Origin of the sequence: Flavobacterium sp. HBTb2-11-1 (genome assembly GCF_009826975.1) — a bacterium.
In the GTDB taxonomy this organism is placed as follows: Bacteria; Bacteroidota; Bacteroidia; order Flavobacteriales; family Flavobacteriaceae; genus Flavobacterium.
The window spans coordinates 332,481-358,483 of sequence record NZ_WUMO01000004.1 but is presented as its reverse complement, the minus strand read 5'-3'; the positions used below and the strand labels follow the sequence as shown (position 1 = coordinate 358,483).

The following is a 26,003-nucleotide window of genomic DNA, read 5'->3' as shown; positions in this document are numbered from 1 at the left end:
TTTTAAAGAGTAAGATTAAGACCTAGTAAATACGTTTTTGGCAATGGTAAATTACGTGTACCAGAATTTAGACTATAAACCTCTGGATCAATACGATTACCAGCTGCACTCCAATACCAAATATTATTCATTTGAAAAGTAAATTTTGCAGACGCCATCTTTATTTTAGTTGCAAAAGCTTTAGGAAGATTATAAGCCAAAGAAATATTTCTCAATTTAATATAATCGCCATCTACAACATTTGCTGTTGAGTTTCTCCATTGGCTGCTTATTGTTCCTGCATAATTTCTAATATTTTCGGCAAAATCAACATACAAACGAGTATTGTCATTTCTATTTGTGTCAGTATAACGATCTGTGATACCAGAAAGATTTACGGCATCAGAACTCATATCTAAGGTTTCTTTACGCATTACGTTTCCTCCCGAGAAAACAAACAAGAAATTTAAATCGAATTGTTTATACGAAAAACGCTGAGATAATGAACCTGTGTAAGTTGGCATTAAAGTCCCCACATTTACTAGGGCATCTGCATTGGTAATTGTTTTTATACTTGTAGAAACTGGATTTCCGTTTTCATCAAAAGTTATAGAAGGATTTCCATTTTCATCCAAAACGTAAGGATAACCATTTACTGTTCCTCCGTATTGGTAAGCATACATGCTATTAAATAATTCATTTTCTAGAAAAAAATTGGTTGGCGAAGAAACATATACCGATGCTGTCGATTCTGCTCTTGTTACTTTTTTAACGGTTGTCTTGTTGTGGGCAAAAACTAAATTAGAATTAATGCGGAAATTACCGTTATTATACCATTCAGAACCAATACTAAATTCTATACCTTTATTTAATAGAGCTCCTGCATTGATTTTTCTCGACAAAGCACCAACAGTAGGATCAAGATCTGTAGTCGCCAATAAATCGCTGCTGTATTTGTGATAAACATCAATCGTACCGTTTAATTTAGCTCTAAATAAGCTATAATCTACACCAATATTGGTACTTTGTGTTTTTTCCCATCTTAACATCGGATTTGGCTGAGCCGTAATATTTGTATATTGTAAAGATTGATACAGGTTATCGTTTCTTCTTGTAGCGGTAATATAAGGTGTGGTATTTTGATCAACATTTCCGTTTATACCATAAGTTGATCTCAATTTTAACATACTTACCCATTTAACTTCTTTCATAAAATCTTCATTGCTGATATTCCAGCCTAAACCTACAGACCATAATGGGCGGTTTTTATATTTTGGATCAACTCCAAACAAATCTGCTCTATCTACTCGGTAACTCCCCGTAAGGTTGTATTTTGATAAATAAGTATAACTGGCAGTACTAAAAATAGAAAAGTAACGGTGAAGGATTTCTTGCTGTGTTCTGCCTAACGCTGAAAGTGTTCTGTTACTCCCAAAAATATAACTAGAAACTCCCGTTTGGCTAAGTGCAAGATTGTTTAATACTGCAGAAGTAAGCGTAACAGGATCATACCCATATCGAAGTTGCTCTATGCTTCTTGGAACAAAAGTTTCGCGCATTTCTGTACCAACTAATGCATTAACTGAGTGCTTGCCTTCTGCAAACTCTTGATTAAAATCTAATTGATTTCTAAAAGAATAATTACTTGCCTGACTGCTTGCCTGTTTGTATCTTCCTCCTGTAGAAAAGCCATCAACGTAAGTGTATGCATTTGTAGTCGGATTATAGCCTGTTAATGCATTGATAGCATAACGCATTCTATAAGAATTGACATCATGATATTGTTCTCTATCATTTTTTCTTACTTCATATTGAAATTGTGTATTAAAGCTTAGACCTTTCCATAATTTAGCTTTTACGTTAGCGAAAGTTCTTAGGCTTAATGAATTTTGCTCCTCAATACCTTCTTTAAGCGCATCTAAAACATTAAAATTAAAAGATTTAAAACCGCTTAAGCCTGCCAATTTTTCAACCATTGCTGGATTAAGAGCACCGCTAGAAGTAAATCCATCTTTAACTGATGCAAAGGAAGATTGCACTAAATTTCCGTTATCATCTGTAATACGTTCGTATCGTTTTTGAATGTCGTAATTGCCTAGATCATATTCTGTAACATCATCATTACTGTATGTTCCATTTATTCCAAATGTTGCATTTAGCCAATCGTTTATCTGAAAACTACTTTTTGCATAAAGATTGAATGCGCGTCCTGTATTGTATTTTATACGATTTTTAGATTCATCGTAATTAAGAGAAACATAAGTATTCTGTTTGCTTGTACTTCCTGAAAATGCAATATTATAACGTTGTCTGAATTCATTTTGCCAAACATTATCACGGTAATCTTTATTGTAATCGTTCTTTCTCCATTGCGCAAGAGTACTGTTGTAATTGGCATTATCAATTTTACCTTCTTCCAAATTTCTGTTTAATTGATAAAGTGGACTGTAATATTTAGTACTGCTGTTTCCAACATCTCCGTAACTGCTAAACATGGTAGCCGTATCGGCAAATCTTGCTCTTTCTCTATTATAAACCGCCTGTTCAAAATCAATTAGATCACTTGTCGAGGCATAGTTCATATCTCTCAAATTTGGTTTATCTGAAATAAAGAAATCTGAGTTTACCGTAACTTTTAACTTACCATTTCCTTTTTTGGTAGTTAATACAATAATACCATTTGCCGCTCTTGATCCGTAGATAGAAGCCGCAGCGGCGTCTTTAAGCACATCTACGCTTTCAATATCATAAGGATTGATTTCATCCAATGTTAATTCCGTTGGCAGACCATCTATTACTACAAGAGGGCTGTACCCCACATCTGCAGAAAAAGTACCGATACCTCTTAATATAGGCTGATCAGATCCAAGTCCGCTTGGATTTTTTTGAAACATCAAACCAGCTACACGGCCTTCAAGCGCACTAGATAAATTACCATTAATATTTTCATTTAACACCTTTTGATCAACTTTACCAATAGCACCAGTAAAATTACTTCTGGCAATGGTTTGAAAACCCGTTACCACAACTTCTTTCATTGCAGCCACCTTGTCTTCCACAATGAGTGTTAATTCTGTGCGTCCTGCAATCCCAAAAGATTTATTCTCAATAGTTAATCCAGAACATTCAAGAACAGCACTCGATGGAACTTTATCAAAAGAAAAACTACCATCAAAATCGGTTACACTTACTCTATTGGTTCCAGAAACCGTAACCGTTACCCCAGGAAAAGGTTCATTTTTATTGTTTAATACTTTTCCTCTTATATCGATTAATTCGTTTCCCAAGCTCTCGGATTTATCCTTTGAACCAGTAACTACTATAGTTTGGTTTGCAAGATTGAACTTTAAATTCTGACCGCTGAAAATCCGATTTAAAGTTTCCTTCAATGAAGAATTCTTTACATTAATAGTAACAGGTTTAGCATCTTTAAGCAGTTTTTGAGTGTAAAAAACTTCATAATTAGCTTGTTTGGCCACTTCTTTTAATACCGTCTCAAGCGATGCGTCTTTAAAATTGACAGTAATAGTCTGAGCTTGGCTCTTATAACTGCAAAACAAAGTAAACAGAAGACTTAATAAAGCCAGAAAACTAACTTTTGGAATCTTTTTTTTAAGTTTTTTGTAAGGTTTTTTTGGTTGTAAATTTAATTTCATACATTTACATTGGTTATAGTTAAACAATAGTGGACAACTTATATTGGCTATAAACTTTTTAAACAACCAGAAGCATCGCAACTGCCTCTGGTTTTTTAGTTTATAAACTCAATATAATCGGTTAAACTTAAAGGTTAGGGATAAACAATAATCGTCTTTCCTTCAACCTTAAATTGTATATTGCTAAGCTCAAGTACTTTTAATACTTCAGACAAATTTTTATTTCTAAAAGTACCTCCGTTAAATCTCACATCTGAAACATCGCGACGGTATTCTACTTTAATTCCGTACCAGCGTTCAAGCTGTTTCATTACCGATTTTAAATCAGCATTATCAAATTTAAATCGGCCATTTTTCCAAGCTATTGCTGCTTCTGTATCAACTTCTCTAATTGTAATTTTAGCAGCATTATCACTTATATTAGACTGCTGGCCTGGTTTTAAAATTGCTCTCTGATTTTTAGAAGAAACCGCAACACTTCCTTCCAATAATGTAGTTTTTACAGTCGCTTCATTATTATAGGCATGAACATTAAAATGTGTCCCTAAAACCTCAATGCTTTGTTTATCTGATTTTACTATAAAGGGTTTATTTTTATTTTTAGCAACTTCAAAATAGGCTTCTCCTTCCAATTCTACCACCCTTTGATCTCCGTTAAACTGAGTTGGATATTTGATGGACGAAACGGCATTCAGAAATACTTTTGTCCCGTCTGCTAAGACAATATTATATTGCCCTCCAGTTGGCGTAGAAAGTGTATTAAATGAATTGCCATTTTCTTTTGAAATATCTGCATCTGGATTTATAACATAAGTAATCACTCCATTGGCATCCATTTTTATAGTTACCTCATCTTGATCTTCTTTAGCAATGATATCTTTCGAAGAAATATCCGAAAGTACAATCTGCTTTCCGTTAGAAAGTGTCAAAATCCCCCTGTTTCCGCCTGGAGCAATATCTTTTGCCTTTTCGACAATCTGAATATTTTCTTGTTTTGCCCCTGTTTCCGGTTTCGCAAAAAAGAATATTCCTGCGCCCAACAGCACCGCGATCGATGCCGCGACTGCCACGCGTGGCCAAAGACTAATCACTTTCGTTTTCTGAGCCAACGGAAGCCTCGATTTCAAATGTTCGTAACTATCTGCCAGTTCGTACTCACTAAGCTGTCTCTTGCTATTCGACGCTTTATGTAAATACCACACATCAAGTTTATCCTTATCTTCATGAGATAAAGTGCCATTTTGATATTTTTTAAGCAGTTCTAGAAATTCAGTTTCATTCATAATTACAACACGAAATTTTGTCTTGTTTTATAGTAAGACAGTTAGAAATGGGTTTTGTCATAGATGAAAATCAAAAAAATATTAATTTATCATTAATAAATTCATCGAAACGTTAGTTTCTCTTTATTAATGAGGTTATTAGAAGTAAATTTTGTTTTAAATTTTAACAAAAAGAACAAGAAAAAATTACCAAATGAAAACATTTAGGGCCGATTTTAGTTTTCCACGAAGAATTTTCAGCGAATTATAAACTTGCTGTTTAGCTGTTTTGTCGGTTATATTTAATTGTAAGGCAATTTCATCATACGAAAGTTCTTCTACTTTTCTTAAAAGAAAAACTTCACGCATTTTTTCAGGAAGTAAGGCTATTTCGTTTTCAATCATTGCCTCCAATTCTTTTTCTCTAAGTTTAGAATCAGCAAAAACATAATCGCTTTCAATAAAATTCGAAATCGAATCGGCATAACGCGAAACTACTTTTTCGTGAGCAATATGATTAAGGATTTTGTTTTTTGTTGCTTTGTACAAATAAGAAGATAGAGAACCCGTAATTTCCAGCTCATGGCGTTTGTTCCAAATAAATAAAAATACTTCTTGAACAACGTCATTTGATTCATCCTGATTCCCAATCATTTTGTAAGCATGATTTACTAAAAGTCTGGAATATCTCTCAAAAATTTCTGTATACGCTAATTGATCATCTTCCTTAAGAAGATTCAATAAAATATGATCAGCATATTTGCGGTAAACAGACATTAACAATAAAAAGTGAGGATCAAAAACACAATATTAAACATTTTTAGTGTTAAAAACCAAAAGATGATGCAGTTAAAACAAGCGCAAAGGATTTCGTAAAGCATTTTTTTAAATATCAATATGATTAATCTTAATAATATTGAATAGCCAGAATTATAGTTGGAAAAAGAACCAATTTGTACTTTTTCAATCTTCTTGCCCTTGCCTTTTTTTGGTTAAATGAAAATTTGATAAGACTGTTAGAAAATTATATAAAACAATTAGCCGTGTTAGAATGTAATTTTAGAATAATCTAATACAGAATTAGATACAATTATTCTTTAAAACTTATTTAATATGAGATCAGAAAATTACATGTCAGACGAATTTGGATTAGAAATGAATTCTTACGAGGAACAGCTATTATTAAATTATGATGATTATCTAGAAGGCGATTATAACAATAGGCTGACAGCTTCTAATCACTACAATCTAGAACTAGGAGAATTGGAAGATAATCTTGAATATGATTTCGACTCGGAATATGACGAAAATGACTGGGAAGAAGAAGAAGATTTAAATGATAATCTTGCAGGAGAATATGATGAGAACGAAGAAAAACCAGGAAGCTTTGAAATGATGAACTAAAAATAGCACTATGAAAAATTGGTTTATACTTCTAATTTCAATTTTCTTTTTTTCATGTCAGCAGAAGGAAAACAAAAAAGCTTCTGCTGAATCTGCTGAATCACCAATGCCTGTTGTTCAAAAAGAAAAAAAGCAGGAAAATAAACAAATAGGCGATACTATTGCTATGAATTTCAAAAATGAAGAAAATGTGTTTTCAGCTGAAGGCCATTTAGATTCTCTAAATTCAAAAGTATATGTTCAATTTAAAAATGAAGATTTGGGCGAATTAAACGCTCAAATTTTACCAGATGCGGGAAAAGGAAACATCCGATTTAATCAGATTATTTTTCCTGACAAAACCTCAGACGGTCCTTTTGGAATGGATTTGAAAATTCCGCTGAAACAAAAAGGAACTCATGTTTTAATAATTGGACATTCGCTAATGGCCGATAATCCTTATTATGGCAATTTTAAAGTGCAACTAAATATTCGGAAAGAATAATGCTTTATAAAATTATGCTTTAATTCCCTTTTTATTTCTTGCCCAATATGTAAGATATGCAATTCCTAAAATTAGCACCAATATATCAAATCTAATGATTTGCGGTATGCGATTGATTTGATCATTATAATAAGTTCCACCCAAAAGCGCTCCTAATCCAATTCCGAGTTCCATCGAAATATACATAGTGGCAACCGCTTTCCCTCTATGTTCAGGATTGCTCATATCTATGGTCCATGCGCTAATTGCTGGAGACAAAATACCAGTCCCAACTCCATAAATTCCAGCTCCAATCAATAACATCTCAATATCTCTTCCCGAACTAATTATAAAAAGAGCAATCGAAGTTATGATTAATCCAGCCATGATCACTTTTGGTCGGCCATGTCTATCTGAAACTTTTCCTGCCCCAAAACGCACCATAACCGAAGCTACCGTAAAAGCTGTAAAAAATATACCTTTATTTGTCGCTCCCAAATGCTCACTCCAATCTGGAATTAAGGTTAAAATAAGTCCGAAAGCAGTGTACGAAAGAAAAGTAATAATTCCCGCAGGAAACACATTTTTATCTACAATATCGTTTCTTCCTATAATGAACATTGATCTGTTCAATTTTTCTTTCGACTTAAGAGTTTCTTTCATGTTCATTACGATTATAATTGAAAAGAAAGCCAAAAATGACGAAGTGTAAAACATCACATTGATTCCATAATTATTTACAATCATACTTCCCAGCGCAGGCCCTAGTGCACCTCCAATACTAAAACATAATCCATGCATTCCGAGAGCTTCTCCCCATCTGTGCTGCGGAATAATATCTGCCACATAAGCCGATGTCGAGGTTGGTTTAAATCCTGTTGAAAAACCATGAACCAAACGAAGTAATAAAAACCCTGAAACAGAACTCAAAATCGGATACAAAAATCCGCATACCACACATACCGAAGAACCTATTGCCATAACAGGAACACGTCCCCATTTGTCGGTAAGCTTACCACTGAAAGGTCTCGAAATCGCAGCTGTTAATGTAAACAATGAGATAATAAGCCCTTTGTACTCTGCTCCTCCCAAACTGCTTAAATAATTAGGAAGTTCAGGAATCATCATATTAAAACTTGATGAAAATAATAAAGAACTCAAACAAAGTAAAATGAATTGTAAGGTATAAATTGATTTTTCGTTTTGTGACATTATTGGATTTTTATATAACTAAAGGCTGATAGAAAATTATAATTTTTAGAATAATTCCAGCTGATTGTTTGGGTTTATAGGTTTCTTTTTAGGAGGTTTTGCATCGCCAAAAACGGTTCTTCCGCCATACTTGTACGATTCTTCTCTTTCTCTTTGAACAAGCGCATCAAAATTGGAGTTTGGCGTAAAACTTTCTTCTGCTTTCCGCGAAATCTCAGATAGTTTTTGAATGGCACTCAATTTATCGCTATTTCCGATTTTGGCGCGATTAATCGCTCTTTGCAACGTATCAATAGTTTCATCGTAGATCTTAACGGGAACAGGAAAGGGATGTCCGTCTTTTCCTCCATGAGCAAATGAAAAACGTGCTGGATCTTCAAATCGTGTTGGAGTTCCATAAATGATTTCGCTTACCAAAGCTAAAGATTGCAAAGCCCTCGGCCCCATTCCTTTTAAGAGTAACAGTTCTTCAAAATCTTCGGGCTTATTTTCATGCGTAGCCCAAAGCATGGCGCCCAATCTTTTCATATTCACATCTTCCATTCTCACATCATGGTGCGCGGGCATAGAAAGATGCTGCATTTCTTTTATGATTTTAGCTGGCGATTCTTTTACCAATTCTAAAATACCTTCGCGAGATTTTGTTGCGGCATTGGCTGTAAGATTTAAAATCGAACCCTGGTTTTCGCCATAAATAAACGTGTGCGGTTCGTTGATAAAAGATTTTAAATCTTGCGAGTGCCAATGGTATCTTCTGGCTGTTCGAGAATTCGGATTCATTCCCTGCTGGATAACAGCCCATTGTCCTTTATTATCTACAATAAAATTATGCTGATACAATTGAAATCCGTCTTGAATGGCGGTATTGTCCACTTTTGCCGTAAGTCGGCTGCAGCTGGCAAGATTGATTCCATCGAGGCCTGTTTTTTCTCCCACAAATAAAAGTTCTTGTGGCGTAGCCATAGAATGTTTTCCTTTTCCTCCGCAGATATAAATTCCCAACTCTTTTGAGTGCGGATTAACCGATTTTTTCAAAGCTCCAAGCACCGAAGTTGTAATTCCAGACGAATGCCAATCCATTCCCATTACAGCTCCAAAACTCTGAAACCAAAACGGATTGCTTAATTTGCTAATAACTTCAGCAGTAGAAAATTCCATAGCAATGGTTTCCACAATGGCAAAACCAAGTTTAGACATTCGCTCAGCAAGCCATAATGGAACATGTCCATAATGTAAAGGAAGATCTGCCGTGCCGGAACGTTTCATTTGCTGGAATTATAATCCTGCAAAAATACTTCTTTTAATTGTGAATTATAAATTGTGAATTGTTAATTCAAATGTAAAATGTTTAAGTTGTGAGATGTTTAGATTGTAAGATGTGAAAAGTAAAATGATACTCATATCTTGCAGTTCACATTCACATTCACATCTCACATCTCACATCTCACATCTCACATTTCACATTTCACATTTCACAATTTACAATTTAAACAATTTCAATATCGTCCGCAGGTTCTGCAGCTGGCTCAGGATTATCATCCAGCCATGCTACAAATAATTTATATCCAATTGAAAACACAATTGGTCCGACAAATAATCCGATAAAACCAGACATGATAAAACCGCCAATTACACCCAGAAAAATTACAAGCATTGGCACAAGCGCTCCTTTACCTAATAGAAGCGGCTTTAAAACATTATCTGAAAGTCCGCTGATGATAAAAAACACAGTCCAAAAAACAGCATGGCCAGAATCTCCTGTTGAAAAAAGATAGATAATAACTCCAATATTAATTATAATGGGTCCAATTTGTAAAATAGAAAATATCAAACAAATCAAGGTCAATATTCCCGCATAAGGGATATCAGCCATAAATAATCCGATGGCCTGGATCAGAGTCTGAATAACGGCAACACCCAAAATGCCTTTAACCACTTGATAAATTGTTGAAACAGAAATTGTCATAATTTCTTCAGCTTCACTTCCTGCAATTTTTTTAAGGAATTTCATAAAGAAAGCTTTACCTCCTGGCGATACTAATAAAACTCCAGCAATAATAACCGAAAGTATAAATTGAAGAAATGCAGCACCAGAACTCAAAATACTTGCCATAATTTTAGATGACAATTCTCTAATCTGATCTTGATATTTAACAACGCCTTGTTCCAAATCTGTTGACATCGTTAGCAAAAACTCGTAAAGAGGCTTCCCAATTATCGGCCATTCCTTTATAGAAGGCCCCGGTGGACTAATTTTAAGCGTTCCTGCTTCAAAGCTGTCCTTCAGTTCCAAAAAATTGCCAGTCGCCGCTTTCAGGAAATAAATAAGAGGCACCACCATAATGGCAATAATCAAAATAGTAATGACAACCGATGCCAATGCTTTACGTCCTTTTAATATTCGCTGCAATGAATTAAACAACGGATAAAATACAACAGACAGTATTATAGCCCAAAGGATAGGCATAAAAAAAGGCAACAGCAATTTAAGACAAAACCCAACAAGGAGAAATATGAAAAATAACTGCAAAATAGTATCAAAGAGTTCTTTCTTTTTATTCGAATAAGTTGTTTTCATGATTATTGTTTTTAATGGTGAATGGTTATAATTGTGAATTGTTAATGGTGAATGAATTCTCTCTATAAATCCGTACTCTGACTTCTTTATTCTTTATTCTTTATTACTTCTCAGTCTTATTAATAGAGAAATTGGCATCTGAAACCAACCTTCCAATTAAGATTACTGGATACAAAACGCCCGTAAGCACTTCAATCTGAACTAGGGAACGAGCCAAAGGATGAAGAGGCACTATTTCCCCAAAACCTGTTGAAGTGATACAGATATAACTGAAATACATAAAACTAGCCAAATCGCTATTGCTTGTAAATTTCGTTTCGGTTATCTGAAAAGCACCTTCAATATGTTCAAAAAGAAATAAATAAAGGGTTGACCAAAAATGAACCAACAGCATGTAAACTACAATCGAACCCACAATGCGGTAAGTGGTGACTGGACCAGGTTCTAGAACTTTTATTAAAACCAAAGTAATTAGCAGAAGCATGATGGCAATAGAAAGAATAAGGTCGGCAAAGAGAATAAAAATATTATGTTCAAAATAATTAATCCATTGCGTTACAATAAATAAAAATGGAATTATTGAAATAATTAGAGCCTGTTTTTTATGTTTGGATAATGCCAAAATTCCAGCAAAGAGAAACAGCATCCAAAATATATTAACAGCAACCACAAAGCGTGTATAACTGCCGAAAAAAGGAATGATAATGAAATGCATGATAAACAGCAATATCAACATACCGCTGAGCCCTTTTTCTTGAGTCCAAAAGCGGTATAAAAAACGATCTTTTTTTACTATCATAATGTTAATTTCAAATATTAAATTCCAATCCCGAAACCTCGGAAAAAATCTATGTTCTTACTTCTTTACTCTTGCTTCTTTCATTTTTCATCTTTCATTTTTCATCTTTCATCTTTCATCTTCAAATCGGAATCGGCTCTACTTCAACTCTTCCAATTGGTCTACGCCAAAGTTTGAAAATCAGTATAATGAAAATAGGCAGAAAACAAATTGCAGACATAACGAGATAAATATCTTTATAAGCCAATAATATTGAGGCTTGCGAGGTTTGATTAGAAAGGCTTTTTTCTGCTTTTTTCTGTGCTTCGGCATCTGATAAACCCATATATAAAAATTGTCTTTTTGAATTTTCCAACTGATTTTCGGCTTGTTTATTTATCGGACTCAGTTGCTGGCTCAGACCAGTTTTATGCTGCACATTCATGTTCGAAATAAAAGTTCCTAAAACAGCACTTCCCAACAAAGAAGCAAAAACTGCCTGAGCAATAATTCCAGTCATCATGCGCGATGTGCTCAAAAACGGAGGAATTCCCTCTGAAATGTAAAGCAGCGAAACAGGAAAAAGAAATCCCATTCCTAACCCTTTAAAAATTAATGGCAGATAAAAATCAGATGCATCAATTCCTGGATAGAATCTGAAAAACAGTATAATATGGTACATTCCGTAACAGGCAAAACCAATGACCCAAATGGTTGCCAGATAAATGCGTTTGTATAAAAGATAAGTCGAAAGCGGAATTGAAATACATAATCCAATTAAAAGTGAGAGATGCGTTACCGCTCCCAAAACAGGATCAAAACCTAAAACATTGGTCATATAGCCCGTTACAACGCTTCCTGTCCCATTCATTATTCCGATATAAAACATTAAAAATGCACCGGGAATCACATTTTTAAATTTGTAAACATCCGGATTAATTAATGGTTCTTCCGTAAAACGAACATGAAGCAAATAGATTCCTGCCACGATAAACAAAACTGCTGAAGCTAATGTTATTTTAGGATCATTAAACCAATTTCTGGTCTGACCTTCGGCACATAAAAAAAGGATAATCGTAAAAAATAGAATCAGTATAATCCAGCCTCTCCAATCAAATTGAAATTTGGTTTTGAGAGGCGCCACATCGGCTCTGTAAAAATACCAAGCCAGAATAATACAGATCAAAAAGTTGACATTCAGAAAATAAATTCCAAACGTCCAATTATGAAAACTCACAAAATGTGCTCCTAAATACTGATACAAATGCTGGCTCCCTTTTTGAATAAACTGAAAAATTCCATACATCAAAGCCATATTTAAAGCTGGATTGTATTTTAACAAAATGGGCACCATCGAAGCAAATATTCCGATAATGGAAACAATTGCCAAAAGCGAACGGCATAAAACAAACCAAACAATAGTGGGCGCAAACAAGGATGCCGTATTGAAAAGCAGAGACAAAAACGAAACCGATAAAATCATGGTTCGAACTTTAATTTGTTTTCCTAATTTCAAGCCTAAAGGCAAAAAAGCCAACATTGCAAAAATGGGAATGTAAACCGCATAACTAAAAGCCGTGGTAGAAGGTCCGAAATGTCCTAATATCTGCGAATTATCATAAGTTGTGACATTGAGTCCGTTAAAAAAAGGAATCGTCAGGATATACAATCCTGCCAATGTAAAAACGCTCCTTTTTTTCCCTGCAAACATCTCTTATTTTTTTACTTCAACTGTTACATTCATTCCTGGTCTTACTTCCTGAAGCTCTTTTGTTAGAGTTTCAAATTCAATTTTCACTGGAATACGCTGTGTGATTTTCACAAAATTTCCAGTCGAATTATCGGGTTCAACCATAGAGAATTTGGCTCCTGTGGCTGGAGAAAAACCAGCAACTTTTCCTTTAAATTCTTTTCCGTCTAAGGCATCAATTGTAATGGTCACTTCTTGTCCTTGCTTTATTTTTTCGATTTGAGTTTCTTTAAAATTCGCTGAAATCCATAATTTTTCAGTCAGTACGATTGTCGCAATGGTTTGATTGGCATTGATTAATTCGCCAATAGACAAATTTCGTTCGCCAACAAAACCATCAGCGGGAGCCAATATAACCGTATAAGACAGCTGCAATTTTGCTGCATCAAGATCTGCTTTCTTTCTCGCAACGGTTGCTGTGGCAGCTTCAAGATTAATCGAACTTTGTTTGGTAATCGAACTGCTGGCATCTAGACCTTTTCTGCCAGCCTTTACATAAGCTTCTTCCGATTTTAATTTGGAAATAACCTGATCATATTGATTTCTCGTCACAGCCGAATCGGCATACATATTCTTGAAACGCTGATAATCTTTTTGTGCTTTTTCTAAACTCGCCAAATCTCCCGCCAGCTTTTCTTTTCCAGAAGCCTGATTAGAAATCGAAGTGGTTATATTTTGCTGTAGCGAATGCAGATTTCCTTCGGCTATAGCCAAATCAGCTTCTGCTTGTTTGACTTTGATGATATATTCTGAATCGTCTAAAACAACCAATGTATCGCCTTTATACACCTGCTGATTGGCTTCAAAACGGATTTCTTTTATATGGCCAGTTGCTCTTGCCGCAACATTATTGATGTAAGCTTCTACCTGAGCATTATTTGTAGTTTCATAAGAGCTGAAATCAAAGAATAAACTTAAAATCCACACTCCTCCTGCAATTAAAAAAACAAAAGAAAGGACAGTGAGAATGCTGTTTCTCTTTTTTTCACTTTTCTGAACTGCCTCTTTTTGTGTATCTGCTTCGCTCATAACAAGAAATTTTAAAGTTTGCCCATTGCATATTGAAGTGAGTAATATTGAATGATTAAATCTAAATTGGCGTTTACAAGTGAAATTCTGGAGTTATTTAGCTGTAATTCTGCATCTACAATCTCGCTGATTAATGCAAAATCGTTATCATATCGGCTTTTTACAATTTTATAATTGCTCATCGACAGCTCAACATCTTTTTTGTAGGTTTTGATATTCTCTTTGCTTTCAGCATATCTTACGAATGCATTTTTTACTTCTGTCGTAATCTGATCTTTGGTGACTTCCAGAGCGATATTACTTTTATCAATTTCCAGTTTGTCACCACTTATACGATGTTTCAAATTATAAAAACTCGAAATATCCCAGTTTAAAGAAAGTCCTGCCGCCCAGTAATTGAGAATGTTTACATAATTGGGCCATTGCGCCGGATATTCTGTATTCAGAATAAGATTTGCATTTAAATTGGGTTTAAATCCGCTTTTGGTTAAACTCAGTGAAGATTCAGATAACTTGATTCGTATTCCTGCCCGTTTTATTTCTTCTCTGTTTTGAAAAGCTTCATCTAAACTTTCCTGCAGGTTCATGTTTTCTGTCGGAATCATACTTTCTGTCACTTCGGGTTTCAGAATCGTATTGGTTGGAAAACCGATTAAGATATCCAAATAATTGCTGATGAGCTGAATGGTATTGGTGCTTCTAAAAACCGAAACCTTAAAATTAGACTGCTGCAACTCGGTTCTCAAAAGATCACTTGTCAGATTCTGACCGTTTTTTACACGCGATTTCAACTGATTTATTCGAATATCGGTATTGATAATATTCTGTTTCGTAACCTCAATTTGGCGGTACAGTTTCTCGAGCGTGAAATATTGTTCTGTAATGGCATTTTTAACGTCGGCTTCGGTCATTTTTACAGCAGATTCCTGCATTTCACTGATTAATTCCTGCTGATTAATTCTGGTATTAATGGCATTTCCAGCGTAAATTGGAAGTGAAGAAATAATATTGGCAAAAGCCTGATGATCGTAATAATCTACGGTGACATTTCTGGCATAAAACCCTTCATAGAGTTTAGGATCTCCGATATAATTGTATCCGCCGTTTAAGCTTATTCTTGGCGCTTTTGCAATTTTTGCCTGACCGACATTTTCGTTAGCAATAGCCAAATCAGCATTTGCCAGTTTTAATTGCCGGTTATTTTTAATGCCTAATAAAATTGCTTCGTCGAGTCTTATTTTTTTTGCAGATGCAAGACTGCTGGTATCCTGCTGCGCAAAATTGAAGTTACAGCAGCACAATAAGACAAGAGTCAAATGTTTTAAATTTAAAACTCTAAATTGCCAATAACACATCCGATTATATTGATTTAATTTTTAATTTTTGGGAATTTGTAATCAATATTCTTCAAGAAACCTTTCGGTAAAACTTGAAATCTTTCTATAAAAAAGTCACGGCGTAAAATCTGAAATTGTTCTTTTGCAATAATTATTCTGATATAAATTTAAACAATTATTATTCAACACTTTAAAGAACAAACACTCAAAATTGTTCCATTTTATAAATTGGAACAATTTTTAAGGCTTTAAGGCTTATTTTAAAGCAAAAAAAATTGCAACAATCAGATAGATCATTGCAATTTTAGAAAGAAATCAAAATATAGTTATCGGCGTATAAATATTATTTTCTGTTTTACGGCATCTATTAAAATAGACTATTGAATGATGGCGAAAGTGTACTCTTCACGTAGAATAAGATAAATTTTGCCAGAAATAATAATGATATCATAAAAAAGTTTGAGTTTAGTGCATTGGCCCATGTTGCTCTCTTTTTAGGACTATCATTTCCAAATTTTATCGAACGGATCTGGACTTATATACTAAAAACCTAACAGGTTTTGAAAACCTGTTAGGTTTACTACTAACTACTCTAACTTAAACCATTCGTTTACTTCTCTTGCGATGGTATCTTTAATTTCGGGATTTTCAAATTCATTTGAAACCGAATTATATACATAATCTTTTTTCCACTTTTTATAATTCAGAGCCACTTTTTCAATCGCATCACAGATATAAAAAAGCTCTTCATTACTCGTAGTCGGATGCAATGATAAACGAACCCAACCCGGTTTATTGGTCTGATTTCGCTGTAATAACTCATTTGTAATCTCTGCTGATTTCTTTTCGTTGATATTAAACAAATAATGCGCATAAGTACTGGCACACGACCAGCCACCGCGAACCTGAATTCCGAAACGGTCGTTTAAAAGTCTTACAATCAGATTGTAGTGAATATCTTCAATTACAAACGATACACAACCAATTCGCTCAGTGCTTAAATCTCCTAAAATAGACAAGCGTCGTATTTTTTGAAGTCTCGAAAAACAAAGGTCAAGCAATTCTTTTTCTCTTTTTTTGATGTTCTCCACTCCCATTTGCTCTTTCAATTCTAAAGCCAATGCTGTTCTAATAACCTGCAGAAATCCAGGAGTTCCGCCATCTTCTCTTACTTCTATCACATCGCTGTAACAATATTTTCCTAACGGATTGGTCCATTTCACGTTTCCTCCACCTGGATTATCAGGAAAATCAGATTGGTATAATTTTTCATTAAAAACTAGAATACCGCAAGTTCCAGGACCGCCTAAAAATTTATGCGGAGAAAAGAAAATAGCATCCAACTGTTCTTCTGGATCTTCTGGATGCATGTCAATTTTGACATACGGTGCCGAAGCGGCAAAATCTACAAAACAAAGTCCGCCGTTTTGATGCATGATTTTGGCCAATTCATGATAAGGCGTAATAATTCCTGTAACATTCGAACAAGTCGTAAACGAACCGATTTTTAAGCTTCTATCTTCATATTTTGCAAGGGCTTCTACAAGAGCGTTAGGATCAACTAAGTTATTCTCATCAGGTGGCAAAATAACCACTTCTGCATTCGTTTCATACCAAGAAACCTGATTGGAATGGTGCTCCATGTGTGTAATGAAAACGACAGGCTTATCTTCTTCTGACTTTGTTCGAAGCGCCATGATACGCTGCAGTTTCGATAAAGCTGCCGTCATACCGCTTCCTGTTGTTACCAAGACATCAGATTCATTGGCATTAACCGATTTTTTAATGATATCTCTCGCATGCTGATAAGCGTAAGTAGACGTTTTTCCTGTCTGACTTGAAAGTGAATGCGTATTGGCAATCATGGGACCAATTTTATTGAGCATGATCTCTTCGATCGGCGCGTATAATCTTCCGCTGGCAACCCAGTCTGCATAAACTAGATTTTGTTCTCCGTAAACCGATTCGAAAGTATGGTCAATTCCTACCGTATTTTCTCTAAATTTAGAAAAGTAACATTCAGGTTCTGTTGGTTTTGTTGTTGGCTCAATAGCATTCATATCCTTGTCATTTTAAATTAACTAATATTGTATTTGAATTTGTTTTATTCTTCCTTTTGTCATTTCTATGAACGAGAAATGACAAGATTGTGCTTTTTTTTCTTAGATTTTATTTTCTAAAAGTCTTTTCAATGTAGATTGCAGCTCTTGTCCGTATAGATTTTTTGCCACTATTATTCCTTTTGGATCCACCAAATAATTTCCTGGAATGGCTCTAACACCATATAATTTCGCAACTGCACTATTCCAGAAAAGCAAATCAGATACATGTGTCCATGTTAGATTATCGTCCTTAATTCCTTTGATCCAATTTTCCTTCTTTTTATCCAGAGAGATTGCCACAATATTGAATCCTTTATCATGAAATTCTTTATACGCCGCTACAATATTCGGATTCTCTCTTCGGCAAGGTCCGCACCATGAGGCCCAAAAATCAATCAAAGTGTAACCTTTTAAGTTATCATAAAGACGGACTGGTTTTCCTTCTGGATCGTTGGCTGTAAAGTCTGGGGCTTTTTTACCTACCGCTAATCCGTCTAAAACAATAGCAAGCTCTTTTAATTCTTTCACGTAAGTGGTGCCCTGAAGACTTTTATCCAGCAAAGCAATATTCTGTGTAATCTGTTCAGGGGTTAATCTATAAGACCAGTTTCTGTACAATACATAAGCAGAAACAATTGATTTTGGATTTTCTGTTATGAATTTAGTGATTTCCACATCTTTGCTCTTTTTATACGCTTCAAACAAATCCTGAGAAGCCGAACCTTCTACCACAGAAGCAGTATAATATTTCTTCGGACTCAATTTTACTGTAATCGGATTTTTTTCAAGAAAAATATACAAGGGCGAACTTTCTGTATTCACGCTTAACCCGTATAAATCTGGCGTTTTTACTTTTGTTTTAAAACTAAAATTTCCGTCTTTTACTTTTGCCGAATCAATAGTGGTAAACATCTTATTGTGAAACTTCTGTAAGTACACGTATTGCGCAACAGTATCGGCGACCGTTCCTTTCAATTGTAAATTATTTTCTTGAGCCTGAGTTTGAAGAGCCCCAAGAAATAAAGCGAAACCTAATAGTATTTTTTTCATTTTATATTTAGTTTTAAGATTAGACAAAAGAATTTCAGGCCAATGTCAGAAGTCATTGGCAGTATTTTTATTTTACAAAGAGAATCTGGAATAAACTATTGTTTTAGCATTTAGAAAAAAGCAAAGACGTTTTCTTCAAAAATGGAATTCAAGAATTCATAACCTGCGTATAAAATAGATTCTGCTTTCATATTAATAAAGATTTGGTTAGATGATCTTAAACAGATTTACGGAGAAATCTTTCTTATCTGCCCGCTTGTAGCGGAAGGATTTAGCACCTTATTCGGCAACAGGTTGCTAAGACTTCATTGGGCCTATTCCCTCAGTCTTTCTGGATAAGCATCATGTTATAAATTTTCTTCGATACAAATATATATTAATTCTACCGAATTAGTCAAGTTTAAATTGAATTTTTTTTAAATTAATTGAAAAAGCATTTTTAAGAAGAAAACAAAGTTCTCATAATCAAATAATTAAAAAACACAAATACATCGTTTTGAAATTCTTATTTATAAAAGAAATTCATACGTTTTTAAAATCTCAATTGAAAAGTATTTTTAAATTCTAAAGAAAAAGATGCAGGTATTGGTTCTTTTCCAGATTGGTAAGAGGTTCTTTTAATCCGTTTTCAAGATTTGAGGTAATCAGTCCCAGCACTTGTTTTAGATCGTTGAAATTATTTGGCTTCACAAAATAACAGAATGCACCAAGGTTGCCGGCAGCTTCCATATCATTTTTGTGTGAAGAAGTAGAAATCATAATTACCGGAATATCTTTATAACGCTCTTCCGATTTTAATCGTTTCAGACATTCCCATCCATTCATAATAGGCATATTTAAATCCAAAAAGACAACTTCAGGTGTTTTATCATGACTATTTAGCATTTTCAATGCTTGATCCCCATTTTCTGCACAATGACAAATAATACTTTCATCTATATCAGCCAACGCTTCGCAAAACATTTCTGCGTCGTCCCTGTCATCATCGGCTAATAAAATTATTTTCTTACTCATGCTTAAATGTCTTTTTCTTTTTGTTCAAATGGCAACATAATTGTAAAAACAGCTCCTTTATCGACAATTCCATTTGCTGTAATGCTGCCTCCGTGACGTTCCGCTATTTTTTTACAAAGCGACAACCCTAAGCCAGTTCCTTCATAACGATCTTTAGAATTTAATCGGGTAAAAGTTTCAAAAATACGTCCCGTCTGATCGGGGTCAAATCCGATTCCGTTGTCTCGTACCGTAATTACAGCTATTCTTTTACCGTCTTCAAATTTTTCTTCTGCATTAATGGCAATCTGCGGCGGAACATTTTCTTTAGCAAATTTAATCGAATTGTTTATCAGATTATAAAACAATTGATAAAGTAGCACAGAAGCTCCTTCAATAACAGGAAGTCCTTGATAATAAATATTTCCGCCTGTTCTTTGAAGTGAAATTTCCAGATCGGTTTCTATATTTTTGATGACTTCGTTAAGATCAACTATTGTTGCTTTCTGCGAGTCGGCATTGATTTTAGAATAGGCAAGTACACCGTCAATCATAGTAAACATGCGGTCGGCCGCTACATGGATTCTTTCAATATATCTCGTTGCCGATTCGTCCAGCTGATTTTCAAGATGGTCTTCTAAACGGCTTACAAATGTTTTTATTTTTCTGACAGGCTCTTTTAAATCATGTGAAGCCACATGGGCAAACTGCTGTAAATCATCGTTAGAACGCTGGAGTTCCTTAGTACGGTCTGCCACCAAAATTTCAAGTTTTTCGGTAATCGATTTTTGTTCATGAATATCGGTGCAGGTGCCAAACCAATTGGTAATAATGCCTTCTTTATCTCTAATAGGAAGTGCTTTGCTTAAAAACCAGTGGTATTCTCCCGTACTTCCATTTTTTAAACGAAATTCCATTTGATAAGAAGAACCCGCTTGAACGCTTTGGTACCAAGTTCTTAAAACATCATAAACATCATCAGGATGGAGTGCTGGAACCCAACTGGAATCACCAAATTCATATTCTCTAAAACCGATGTACTCATACCATCTGCTGTTATAATAATCTATAAATCCGTCAGGGCGCGCAGTCCAGATAATTTGAGGCACCAGATCAGCAAGCTGCCTAAATTTCTCTTCGCTTTCTGCAATAACATTTTGAAGCTCTTTTTGTGAAGTAATATCGCTAGCGGCACCAAACCATTCTACGATTTTTTCTTTTTCATCTAATATCGGAACCACTCTAGACAAAACCCATCTTACAGAATCATCTTCTTTTATAATTCTGTGTTCCATTTCAAAAATGCTTTTCTCCACTATTGATTTAGAAATAAGATGAAGCGCCTGCTCCAAATCGCCAGGATGCACAAATTTATCCAGCCAATTGACACTGTGGCCTCCAGTTCCAGAAAGCCTTCCTCCTCCTTCAAGGCTATGCATAACCATCCAATCGGAATCCATTCGGTAAACCAGATCAGATGAAGCGTTGACCAAAGCTCGAAAACGGTTTTCGCTTTTTTCCATTTTCTGGCGAGCTTCAACTTGTTCGGTAACATCAACCGCTACTTGAATCATTCCTGTTATCTGATCTTCTTCAATTAATGGGCGATAGGTTAAGTTATAATAGTAGTTTTTTAATTCTCCCGTTCGATTGTGCGGTACAAGAACCTCACTTTGGTCAAAAGGAATTCCTTCATTATAAACCTTTAAAACCTGTTCCCACACATATTGCCCTTCAAGTTCCGGCAGCACATCAATCAATCGCATACCAATAATTTCTTCACCACGGCCTATCATTTGAAGCATATGTTTATTTATCTGCTCAATAACCAAATCGTCTCCTCTTAGCACTAAAGTTGGTGCTGGTGTCTGATGGATCATTTTGCGAAAACGGTTTTCACTCTGCTGCAATTTTTCTTCAGCTTGTTTGCTTTCCGTAATATCTCGTGTCGTTCCTGCTACAAGTTCCACTTTTCCATCTTCATTAAAAACGGGAACAAAAATATAGTCGTAAATCCTTCTTCCTAATTCTGCATGCGGAAAAGAAACAGTTCCTCTAATGGATTTTTTTTCAGCAACTACAATGTCTATTTCTCTTTCGTGCATTTCGGCATGCCAATCTTCATATCCATTTTCTCGAAGGCCGCGCCCAATTGCATCCTCTGCCGATTTCCCCCACATTGTCAGTAAGGCTTTATTGGCATAAGTAAACTTATAATCGAGATCAAACACATAGACCAAATCGGGAGTCCCATTTATTATAGAGTTGTAAAGCCTTTTTTGTTTTTCCGCATCAATTAAAGCAGTATTCAGTTCGGTTTCGGCATGTTTCTTTTCGGTAATATCCTCCATTGTCATTACCAATAAATCATCTTGCATAACAACAGTAAATTTCAAGCACTGTTTTCCTCTTTCATCATTATGCCATTGCTCAAAATAGGCTGTAATTCCGGTTTCTGCGGTTTCAATACACTTTTCGAGAATCGTGTTTCCTTCTATTTTAGAAAAAACTTTACTGAATTTCTTTCCCTTGTAGTCTTCGGTATTGATCCAATTTATAAGGTAGTTATTTAGCAACAGCACTGAAAAATCTTCGATTGTATTTTTAGTGCTATGCAAAGGTTTTAAAACTGCAATACCATTTGGCGCAGCATTAAAAACAGTTTTAAAAAGGTCTAAATTATTTATTAACTCCATTATCTTACTGAGTGGAAATAATTTCTAATGCTGCTTAATTTACAAAATACGCTCAATTTTGTTAAATTCCTTCTCAAATATAAATAAAAACGCATTCACTTTAAGCAATCTTTAAAATGATTTTTAACTAAAAACATAGTAAAAGTCTTTTCTGATGCAACATCAAAAAAAGCTGAATCCTTTAGATCCAGCTTTTTGTTTTTTGTGCATAATAAAACAATTATCGCTTGATAGAATCGGTCTTAACGGTTGAAGTCGTATCCATATCTATGGTATCAACTTCTGGTCCAACAGTATCCATAGTGTTTTGAATGCTATCATTTTCATGCGAATCTATTGTAGTGCTTTCATTCTTTTTACAAGAAAATGCTAATCCTGCTAGGAGAATCAAAAAAGCCATTTTAGTTATTATTTGCGTTTTCATAATTATATTTTTTAATGAACATTATCAAATTTTAATTTTTATAAAAATAGCTCTTTATATAAATGTACTCTTTACACAATTTTCAAAACTTCTTATATAATGCTGTTATTTCTTTTTCTTCTTTATACTGTCTTTTTTCAATCTTACGCTATCTTTTTGTACACCCGATTCGCTGGTGTAGGTTGCCCCATCTTCTGCACTCGCACTGGGACCTGTACCTGTTCCAGCGTTGCTATGCTCTGCAGATCCGCTATTGCCAGATCCCATGCTCTGCGGATCTTCGACATTTACGGAATTATCATTAATGCTTCTTGCAGTGTCTTTTGCCGTTGCACCAGTATCTAGCGGATTTTGATTAGTTTCTATTTCGTCGCTGTACCCATCATTATTGTTTTTACAAGAACCTATCATTCCTGTTAGAATAATGAGCATCAAAATTTTTAATGTTTTCATAATAATTCGTTTTTACAATTTGCACTAAGAAACTACCATTCAACTATTTATGTTTACAAAATTTCTATTGGTTGTTATATAAAAGCACAATGGAAATCCTATAAATTTTTAGAATTAAAACTGTAAGCCATTGGTATTTTTTACTTAGTAGCTTTGATATGAATGCATTAGACCTCAACAAAAAGTTTAAAAAAATGGAAAATTCAAATCAAAATATAAATGAAGGCAGTATTACTTCAGGCGATAATGTTTCCTTCTGGATCGATTCTATTGATATAATCGCTTTCGAAAAACCAACTCAGGATATTAATACTGAGGTGCTGATTATTGGAGGCGGTATTGCCGGACTTACAACTGCTTATAAACTTTTAAAAGCAGGAAAAAAAGTAGTTTTGGTAGAAGACGGTTTTATTGGCAGCGGAGAAACAGGAAGAACCACGGCACATTTAACTTGTGCCTTAGACGATAGATATTATTATCTTCAAAACACATTTGGAAAGGAAAACGCCCGACTTGCCGCCGAAAGCCATACGGCCGCAATAGATGAAATAGAAAAAATTGTAAATGAATTACAGATTGATTGCGATTTTGAAAGAGTAAACGGTTATTTATTTCTTCATCCGAATGACAAGGAAAAAAATTTGGATAAAGAATTTGAAGCTACTCAAAACGCAGGGTTAGAAACTGTTCTTTTAAACCATACTCCTTCGCTGGCCGAATCTCAGAATCAAAGATGCCTCGCATTTAAAAATCAGGCGCAATTTCATATTTTATATTATGTAAAAGGACTTTCAAAAGCTATAATCGATTTAGGTGGCACTATTTATACTGAAGCACACGCCGAAAATATAACCGAAAAAGGCGCCACCGTAAATGGTTTTAATTTTTGCGCCAAATATATAGTTGTGGCAACTAATGCACCTATTAACGATGTGCTAACCATGCATACCAAACAGCACGCTTACCGAACCTACGTTATTGGAGGAAAAATTCCGAAAGGCAGTTTGCCACATGCTTTATGGTGGGATACTGGAGATCCAGAATCCAAATGGGTCGCACAGCCTTATCATTATGTGCGATTGCAAAATTTTGATGATGAACATGATCTGCTAATTGTGGGAGGTGAAGATCATAAAACAGGACAAGCTGATGAAGAAGGAATATCTGCATTTTCGCGTTACGAGCTATTGGAGATTTGGGCTAGAAAATATTTTCCATTGTTAAATGAAATCAGCTATAAATGGTCTGGACAGGTTATGGAACCTTTTGATTCGTTAGGGTTTCTAGGCAGAAATCCAGGCGATCAAAATGTATTTATCATTACTGGTGACTCTGGAAACGGAATGACTCACGCTACTATTGGAGCCATGATTATTTCTGATATGATTCAAGGGATCGATAATAAATGGCAGGATTTATACAGTCCGTCGCGAATTACATTTAAAGCAATTGGAGATTATATGAAGGAAGCTGGAAATATGGCTTCGCAATATCTAGATTGGATTACAGGATCTGATCTTGACAACACAGCCGATTTAGAACCTGGGGACGGCGGTATTCTTTCTTTCGGACTACGAAAAGTGGCAGTTTATCGAGATTACGACAAGACGCTTCACGCCTTCTCTGCTGTTTGTCCGCATTTGGGCTGCATTGTGCAATGGAATTCAGATGAAAAATCTTTTGATTGCCCGTGCCACGGTTCCAGATTCGCAGCCGACGGAACAGTATTGAATGGTCCTGCTGAAAGCAATTTAAGCAATCTTCACATTAAATAATATAAAAATATTACAGCATGGAAATCTTATCAAACTACTTTACTGAAAATATATCTCAGAAACGAATTGTAATAACAGGTGGTACAACTGGAATTGGCAAAGCTATTGCCGATTTACTAGTTTCTCTTGGCGGAAAGGTCTTCATTTTTGGAAGAGACGAAACGGATTTTTATCATGCTATGGATGATATTAAAGCCAAATCGTCTAAAGGAGAAATCTTTGGAGAAACAGCAGATATCACCCAAAAAGAAGATATTGCCCGAATTTGGGAAAGAGTTGACAAAGTCCTTGGCGGAATAGATATTTTAATTAACAACGCTGCTCTGCCAGCTCGCGGCATTATTGAAGGCGAGTATGAGGATTGGAAGTATATTTTAGAAACCAATATCTTAGGATATATAGCTTTTGCGAAAGAAGCAGTCAATAGAATGAAAGAACAAAAATCTGGGCATATTGTAAATATTGGTTCTATGAGCGCCGAAGTCAAAGAAAAAACAGGAGTTATTTATGTAGCCACCAAAACTGCCATAAGAGGTTTTAGCACAGCTTTACGCAAAGAAATTAATCCGCTTGGGATTAAAGTATCGCATGTAGAGCCAGGTGCGGTAACAAGTGATATGCAGCCTGATCCAAAAGAAGTCCAAAAAGAGAAAATAAAAGAAATGAAGATGCTTGAAGCAGAAGATATTGCCATGAGTGTATTATTTTGTCTCTGCCAGCCTAAACGTTGCGATGTTGTTAGCATGCAAATAAGGCCTCATCTCCAGATCATTTAAAAATAAAATACTCACTTTTTTCATTTTTTTAATTTGAAAACACCTTTGCAATTTTTGTACAGGTGTTTTTTTTGGTCTGAAAATTATATAATTTAATCTGAAAATTATGTAAATGACCGCTCAGATTTCATTTTACTTTAGCCTTACCATACACAAAATCTTTTTTAATCTTCACTTAATAAAGTCTATTTTTTAATGGACTCATATTTTTAAACAAACTGAAAATTTAAAAATAGCTGTCTTTGATCGTTTATTTGGTGAAGCAATCTCATTATTTCTATTTTCT

Annotated in this window: 20 protein-coding genes and 1 riboswitch; of the genes, 4 read left to right on the top strand and 16 right to left on the bottom strand. The window is 34.8% G+C overall.

What is annotated here, in order from left to right; genetic code table 11:
• Nucleotides 1–2: 2 nt before the first annotated feature.
• From GR162_RS10950 to GR162_RS10940, 3 genes are all read right to left on the bottom strand, one after another.
• On the bottom strand, nt 3–3,635 hold the full coding sequence (locus GR162_RS10950) for a SusC/RagA family TonB-linked outer membrane protein (RefSeq protein ID WP_160782181.1): 3,633 nt from the start codon (nt 3,633–3,635) through the stop codon (nt 3–5).
• Between the two features lie 134 nt (nt 3,636–3,769).
• Entirely contained in the window at nt 3,770–4,918 is a 1,149-nt protein-coding gene (locus GR162_RS10945) for a FecR family protein (protein WP_160782180.1), read from the bottom strand.
• A gap of 186 nt (nt 4,919–5,104) precedes the next feature.
• A complete protein-coding gene (locus GR162_RS10940) occupies nt 5,105–5,674 on the bottom strand; it encodes an RNA polymerase sigma factor (RefSeq protein ID WP_119792288.1) in 570 nt (189 codons plus the stop codon).
• A gap of 336 nt (nt 5,675–6,010) precedes the next feature.
• Here GR162_RS10940 and GR162_RS10935 point away from each other — a divergent pair, with 336 nt between their 5' ends.
• Nucleotides 6,011–6,301: a hypothetical protein gene (locus tag GR162_RS10935; protein WP_008468434.1), complete on the top strand. Its 291-nt coding sequence runs from the start codon at nt 6,011–6,013 to the stop codon at nt 6,299–6,301.
• Between the two features lie 10 nt (nt 6,302–6,311).
• Nucleotides 6,312–6,785 (top strand): hypothetical protein, encoded by a 474-nt coding sequence (locus GR162_RS10930; RefSeq protein ID WP_160782179.1) that lies wholly within the window; start codon nt 6,312–6,314, stop codon nt 6,783–6,785.
• A 12-nt stretch (nt 6,786–6,797) separates the two neighbouring features.
• Here the strand turns inward: GR162_RS10930 and GR162_RS10925 are convergent, their stop codons facing one another.
• The 13 genes from GR162_RS10925 to GR162_RS10865 form a co-directional block, all read right to left on the bottom strand.
• Nucleotides 6,798–7,976: an MFS transporter gene (locus tag GR162_RS10925; protein WP_160782178.1), complete on the bottom strand. Its 1,179-nt coding sequence runs from the start codon at nt 7,974–7,976 to the stop codon at nt 6,798–6,800.
• Nucleotides 7,977–8,021: 45 nt separating this feature from the next.
• A complete protein-coding gene (locus GR162_RS10920; protein WP_160782177.1) occupies nt 8,022–9,242 on the bottom strand; it encodes a DUF763 domain-containing protein in 1,221 nt (406 codons plus the stop codon).
• A gap of 220 nt (nt 9,243–9,462) precedes the next feature.
• Entirely contained in the window at nt 9,463–10,554 is a 1,092-nt protein-coding gene (locus GR162_RS10915; RefSeq protein ID WP_160782176.1) for an AI-2E family transporter, read from the bottom strand.
• Nucleotides 10,555–10,657: 103 nt separating this feature from the next.
• Nucleotides 10,658–11,353: a two pore domain potassium channel family protein gene (locus GR162_RS10910; RefSeq protein ID WP_160782175.1), complete on the bottom strand. Its 696-nt coding sequence runs from the start codon at nt 11,351–11,353 to the stop codon at nt 10,658–10,660.
• Nucleotides 11,354–11,474: 121 nt separating this feature from the next.
• Complete coding sequence (locus GR162_RS10905) at nt 11,475–13,043, bottom strand: MFS transporter (protein ID WP_160782174.1); 1,569 nt, start codon at nt 13,041–13,043, stop codon at nt 11,475–11,477.
• 3 nt (nt 13,044–13,046) lie between these two features.
• Complete coding sequence (locus GR162_RS10900) at nt 13,047–14,111, bottom strand: HlyD family secretion protein (RefSeq protein WP_160782173.1); 1,065 nt, start codon at nt 14,109–14,111, stop codon at nt 13,047–13,049.
• 11 nt (nt 14,112–14,122) lie between these two features.
• The gene (locus GR162_RS10895) at nt 14,123–15,427 is read right to left on the bottom strand and encodes a TolC family protein (protein ID WP_160782172.1); all 1,305 of its coding nucleotides are present in this window, start codon (nt 15,425–15,427) and stop codon (nt 14,123–14,125) included.
• A gap of 608 nt (nt 15,428–16,035) precedes the next feature.
• Nucleotides 16,036–17,508 carry an aminotransferase class V-fold PLP-dependent enzyme gene (locus GR162_RS10890; RefSeq protein WP_160782171.1) on the bottom strand — a complete coding sequence of 491 codons (1,473 nt, stop codon included), beginning with the start codon at nt 17,506–17,508 and terminating at the stop codon, nt 16,036–16,038.
• A 102-nt stretch (nt 17,509–17,610) separates the two neighbouring features.
• Nucleotides 17,611–18,600: a TlpA disulfide reductase family protein gene (locus tag GR162_RS10885; RefSeq protein ID WP_160782170.1), complete on the bottom strand. Its 990-nt coding sequence runs from the start codon at nt 18,598–18,600 to the stop codon at nt 17,611–17,613.
• Nucleotides 18,601–18,841: 241 nt separating this feature from the next.
• Nucleotides 18,842–18,942: riboswitch (SAM riboswitch) on the bottom strand.
• 222 nt (nt 18,943–19,164) lie between these two features.
• Complete coding sequence (locus GR162_RS10880) at nt 19,165–19,614, bottom strand: response regulator (RefSeq protein WP_160782169.1); 450 nt, start codon at nt 19,612–19,614, stop codon at nt 19,165–19,167.
• Nucleotides 19,615–19,616: 2 nt separating this feature from the next.
• On the bottom strand, nt 19,617–22,289 hold the full coding sequence (locus tag GR162_RS10875) for a PAS domain S-box protein (RefSeq protein WP_160782168.1): 2,673 nt from the start codon (nt 22,287–22,289) through the stop codon (nt 19,617–19,619).
• 220 nt (nt 22,290–22,509) lie between these two features.
• Nucleotides 22,510–22,713, bottom strand: a complete 204-nt coding sequence (locus GR162_RS10870; protein WP_066033929.1) for a hypothetical protein — start codon at nt 22,711–22,713, stop codon at nt 22,510–22,512.
• 105 nt (nt 22,714–22,818) lie between these two features.
• Nucleotides 22,819–23,166: a hypothetical protein gene (locus GR162_RS10865; RefSeq protein WP_160782167.1), complete on the bottom strand. Its 348-nt coding sequence runs from the start codon at nt 23,164–23,166 to the stop codon at nt 22,819–22,821.
• A 194-nt stretch (nt 23,167–23,360) separates the two neighbouring features.
• Between GR162_RS10865 and GR162_RS10860 the strand changes: the two genes are divergently transcribed.
• Together GR162_RS10860 and GR162_RS10855 are read left to right on the top strand one after the other, a co-directional pair.
• Nucleotides 23,361–24,941, top strand: coding sequence for an FAD-dependent oxidoreductase (locus GR162_RS10860; protein ID WP_160782166.1), 1,581 nt, complete (start codon nt 23,361–23,363; stop codon nt 24,939–24,941).
• Between the two features lie 17 nt (nt 24,942–24,958).
• Nucleotides 24,959–25,717 carry an SDR family oxidoreductase gene (locus GR162_RS10855; protein WP_160782165.1) on the top strand — a complete coding sequence of 253 codons (759 nt, stop codon included), beginning with the start codon at nt 24,959–24,961 and terminating at the stop codon, nt 25,715–25,717.
• The last annotated feature ends 286 nt before the right edge of the window (nt 25,718–26,003 follow it).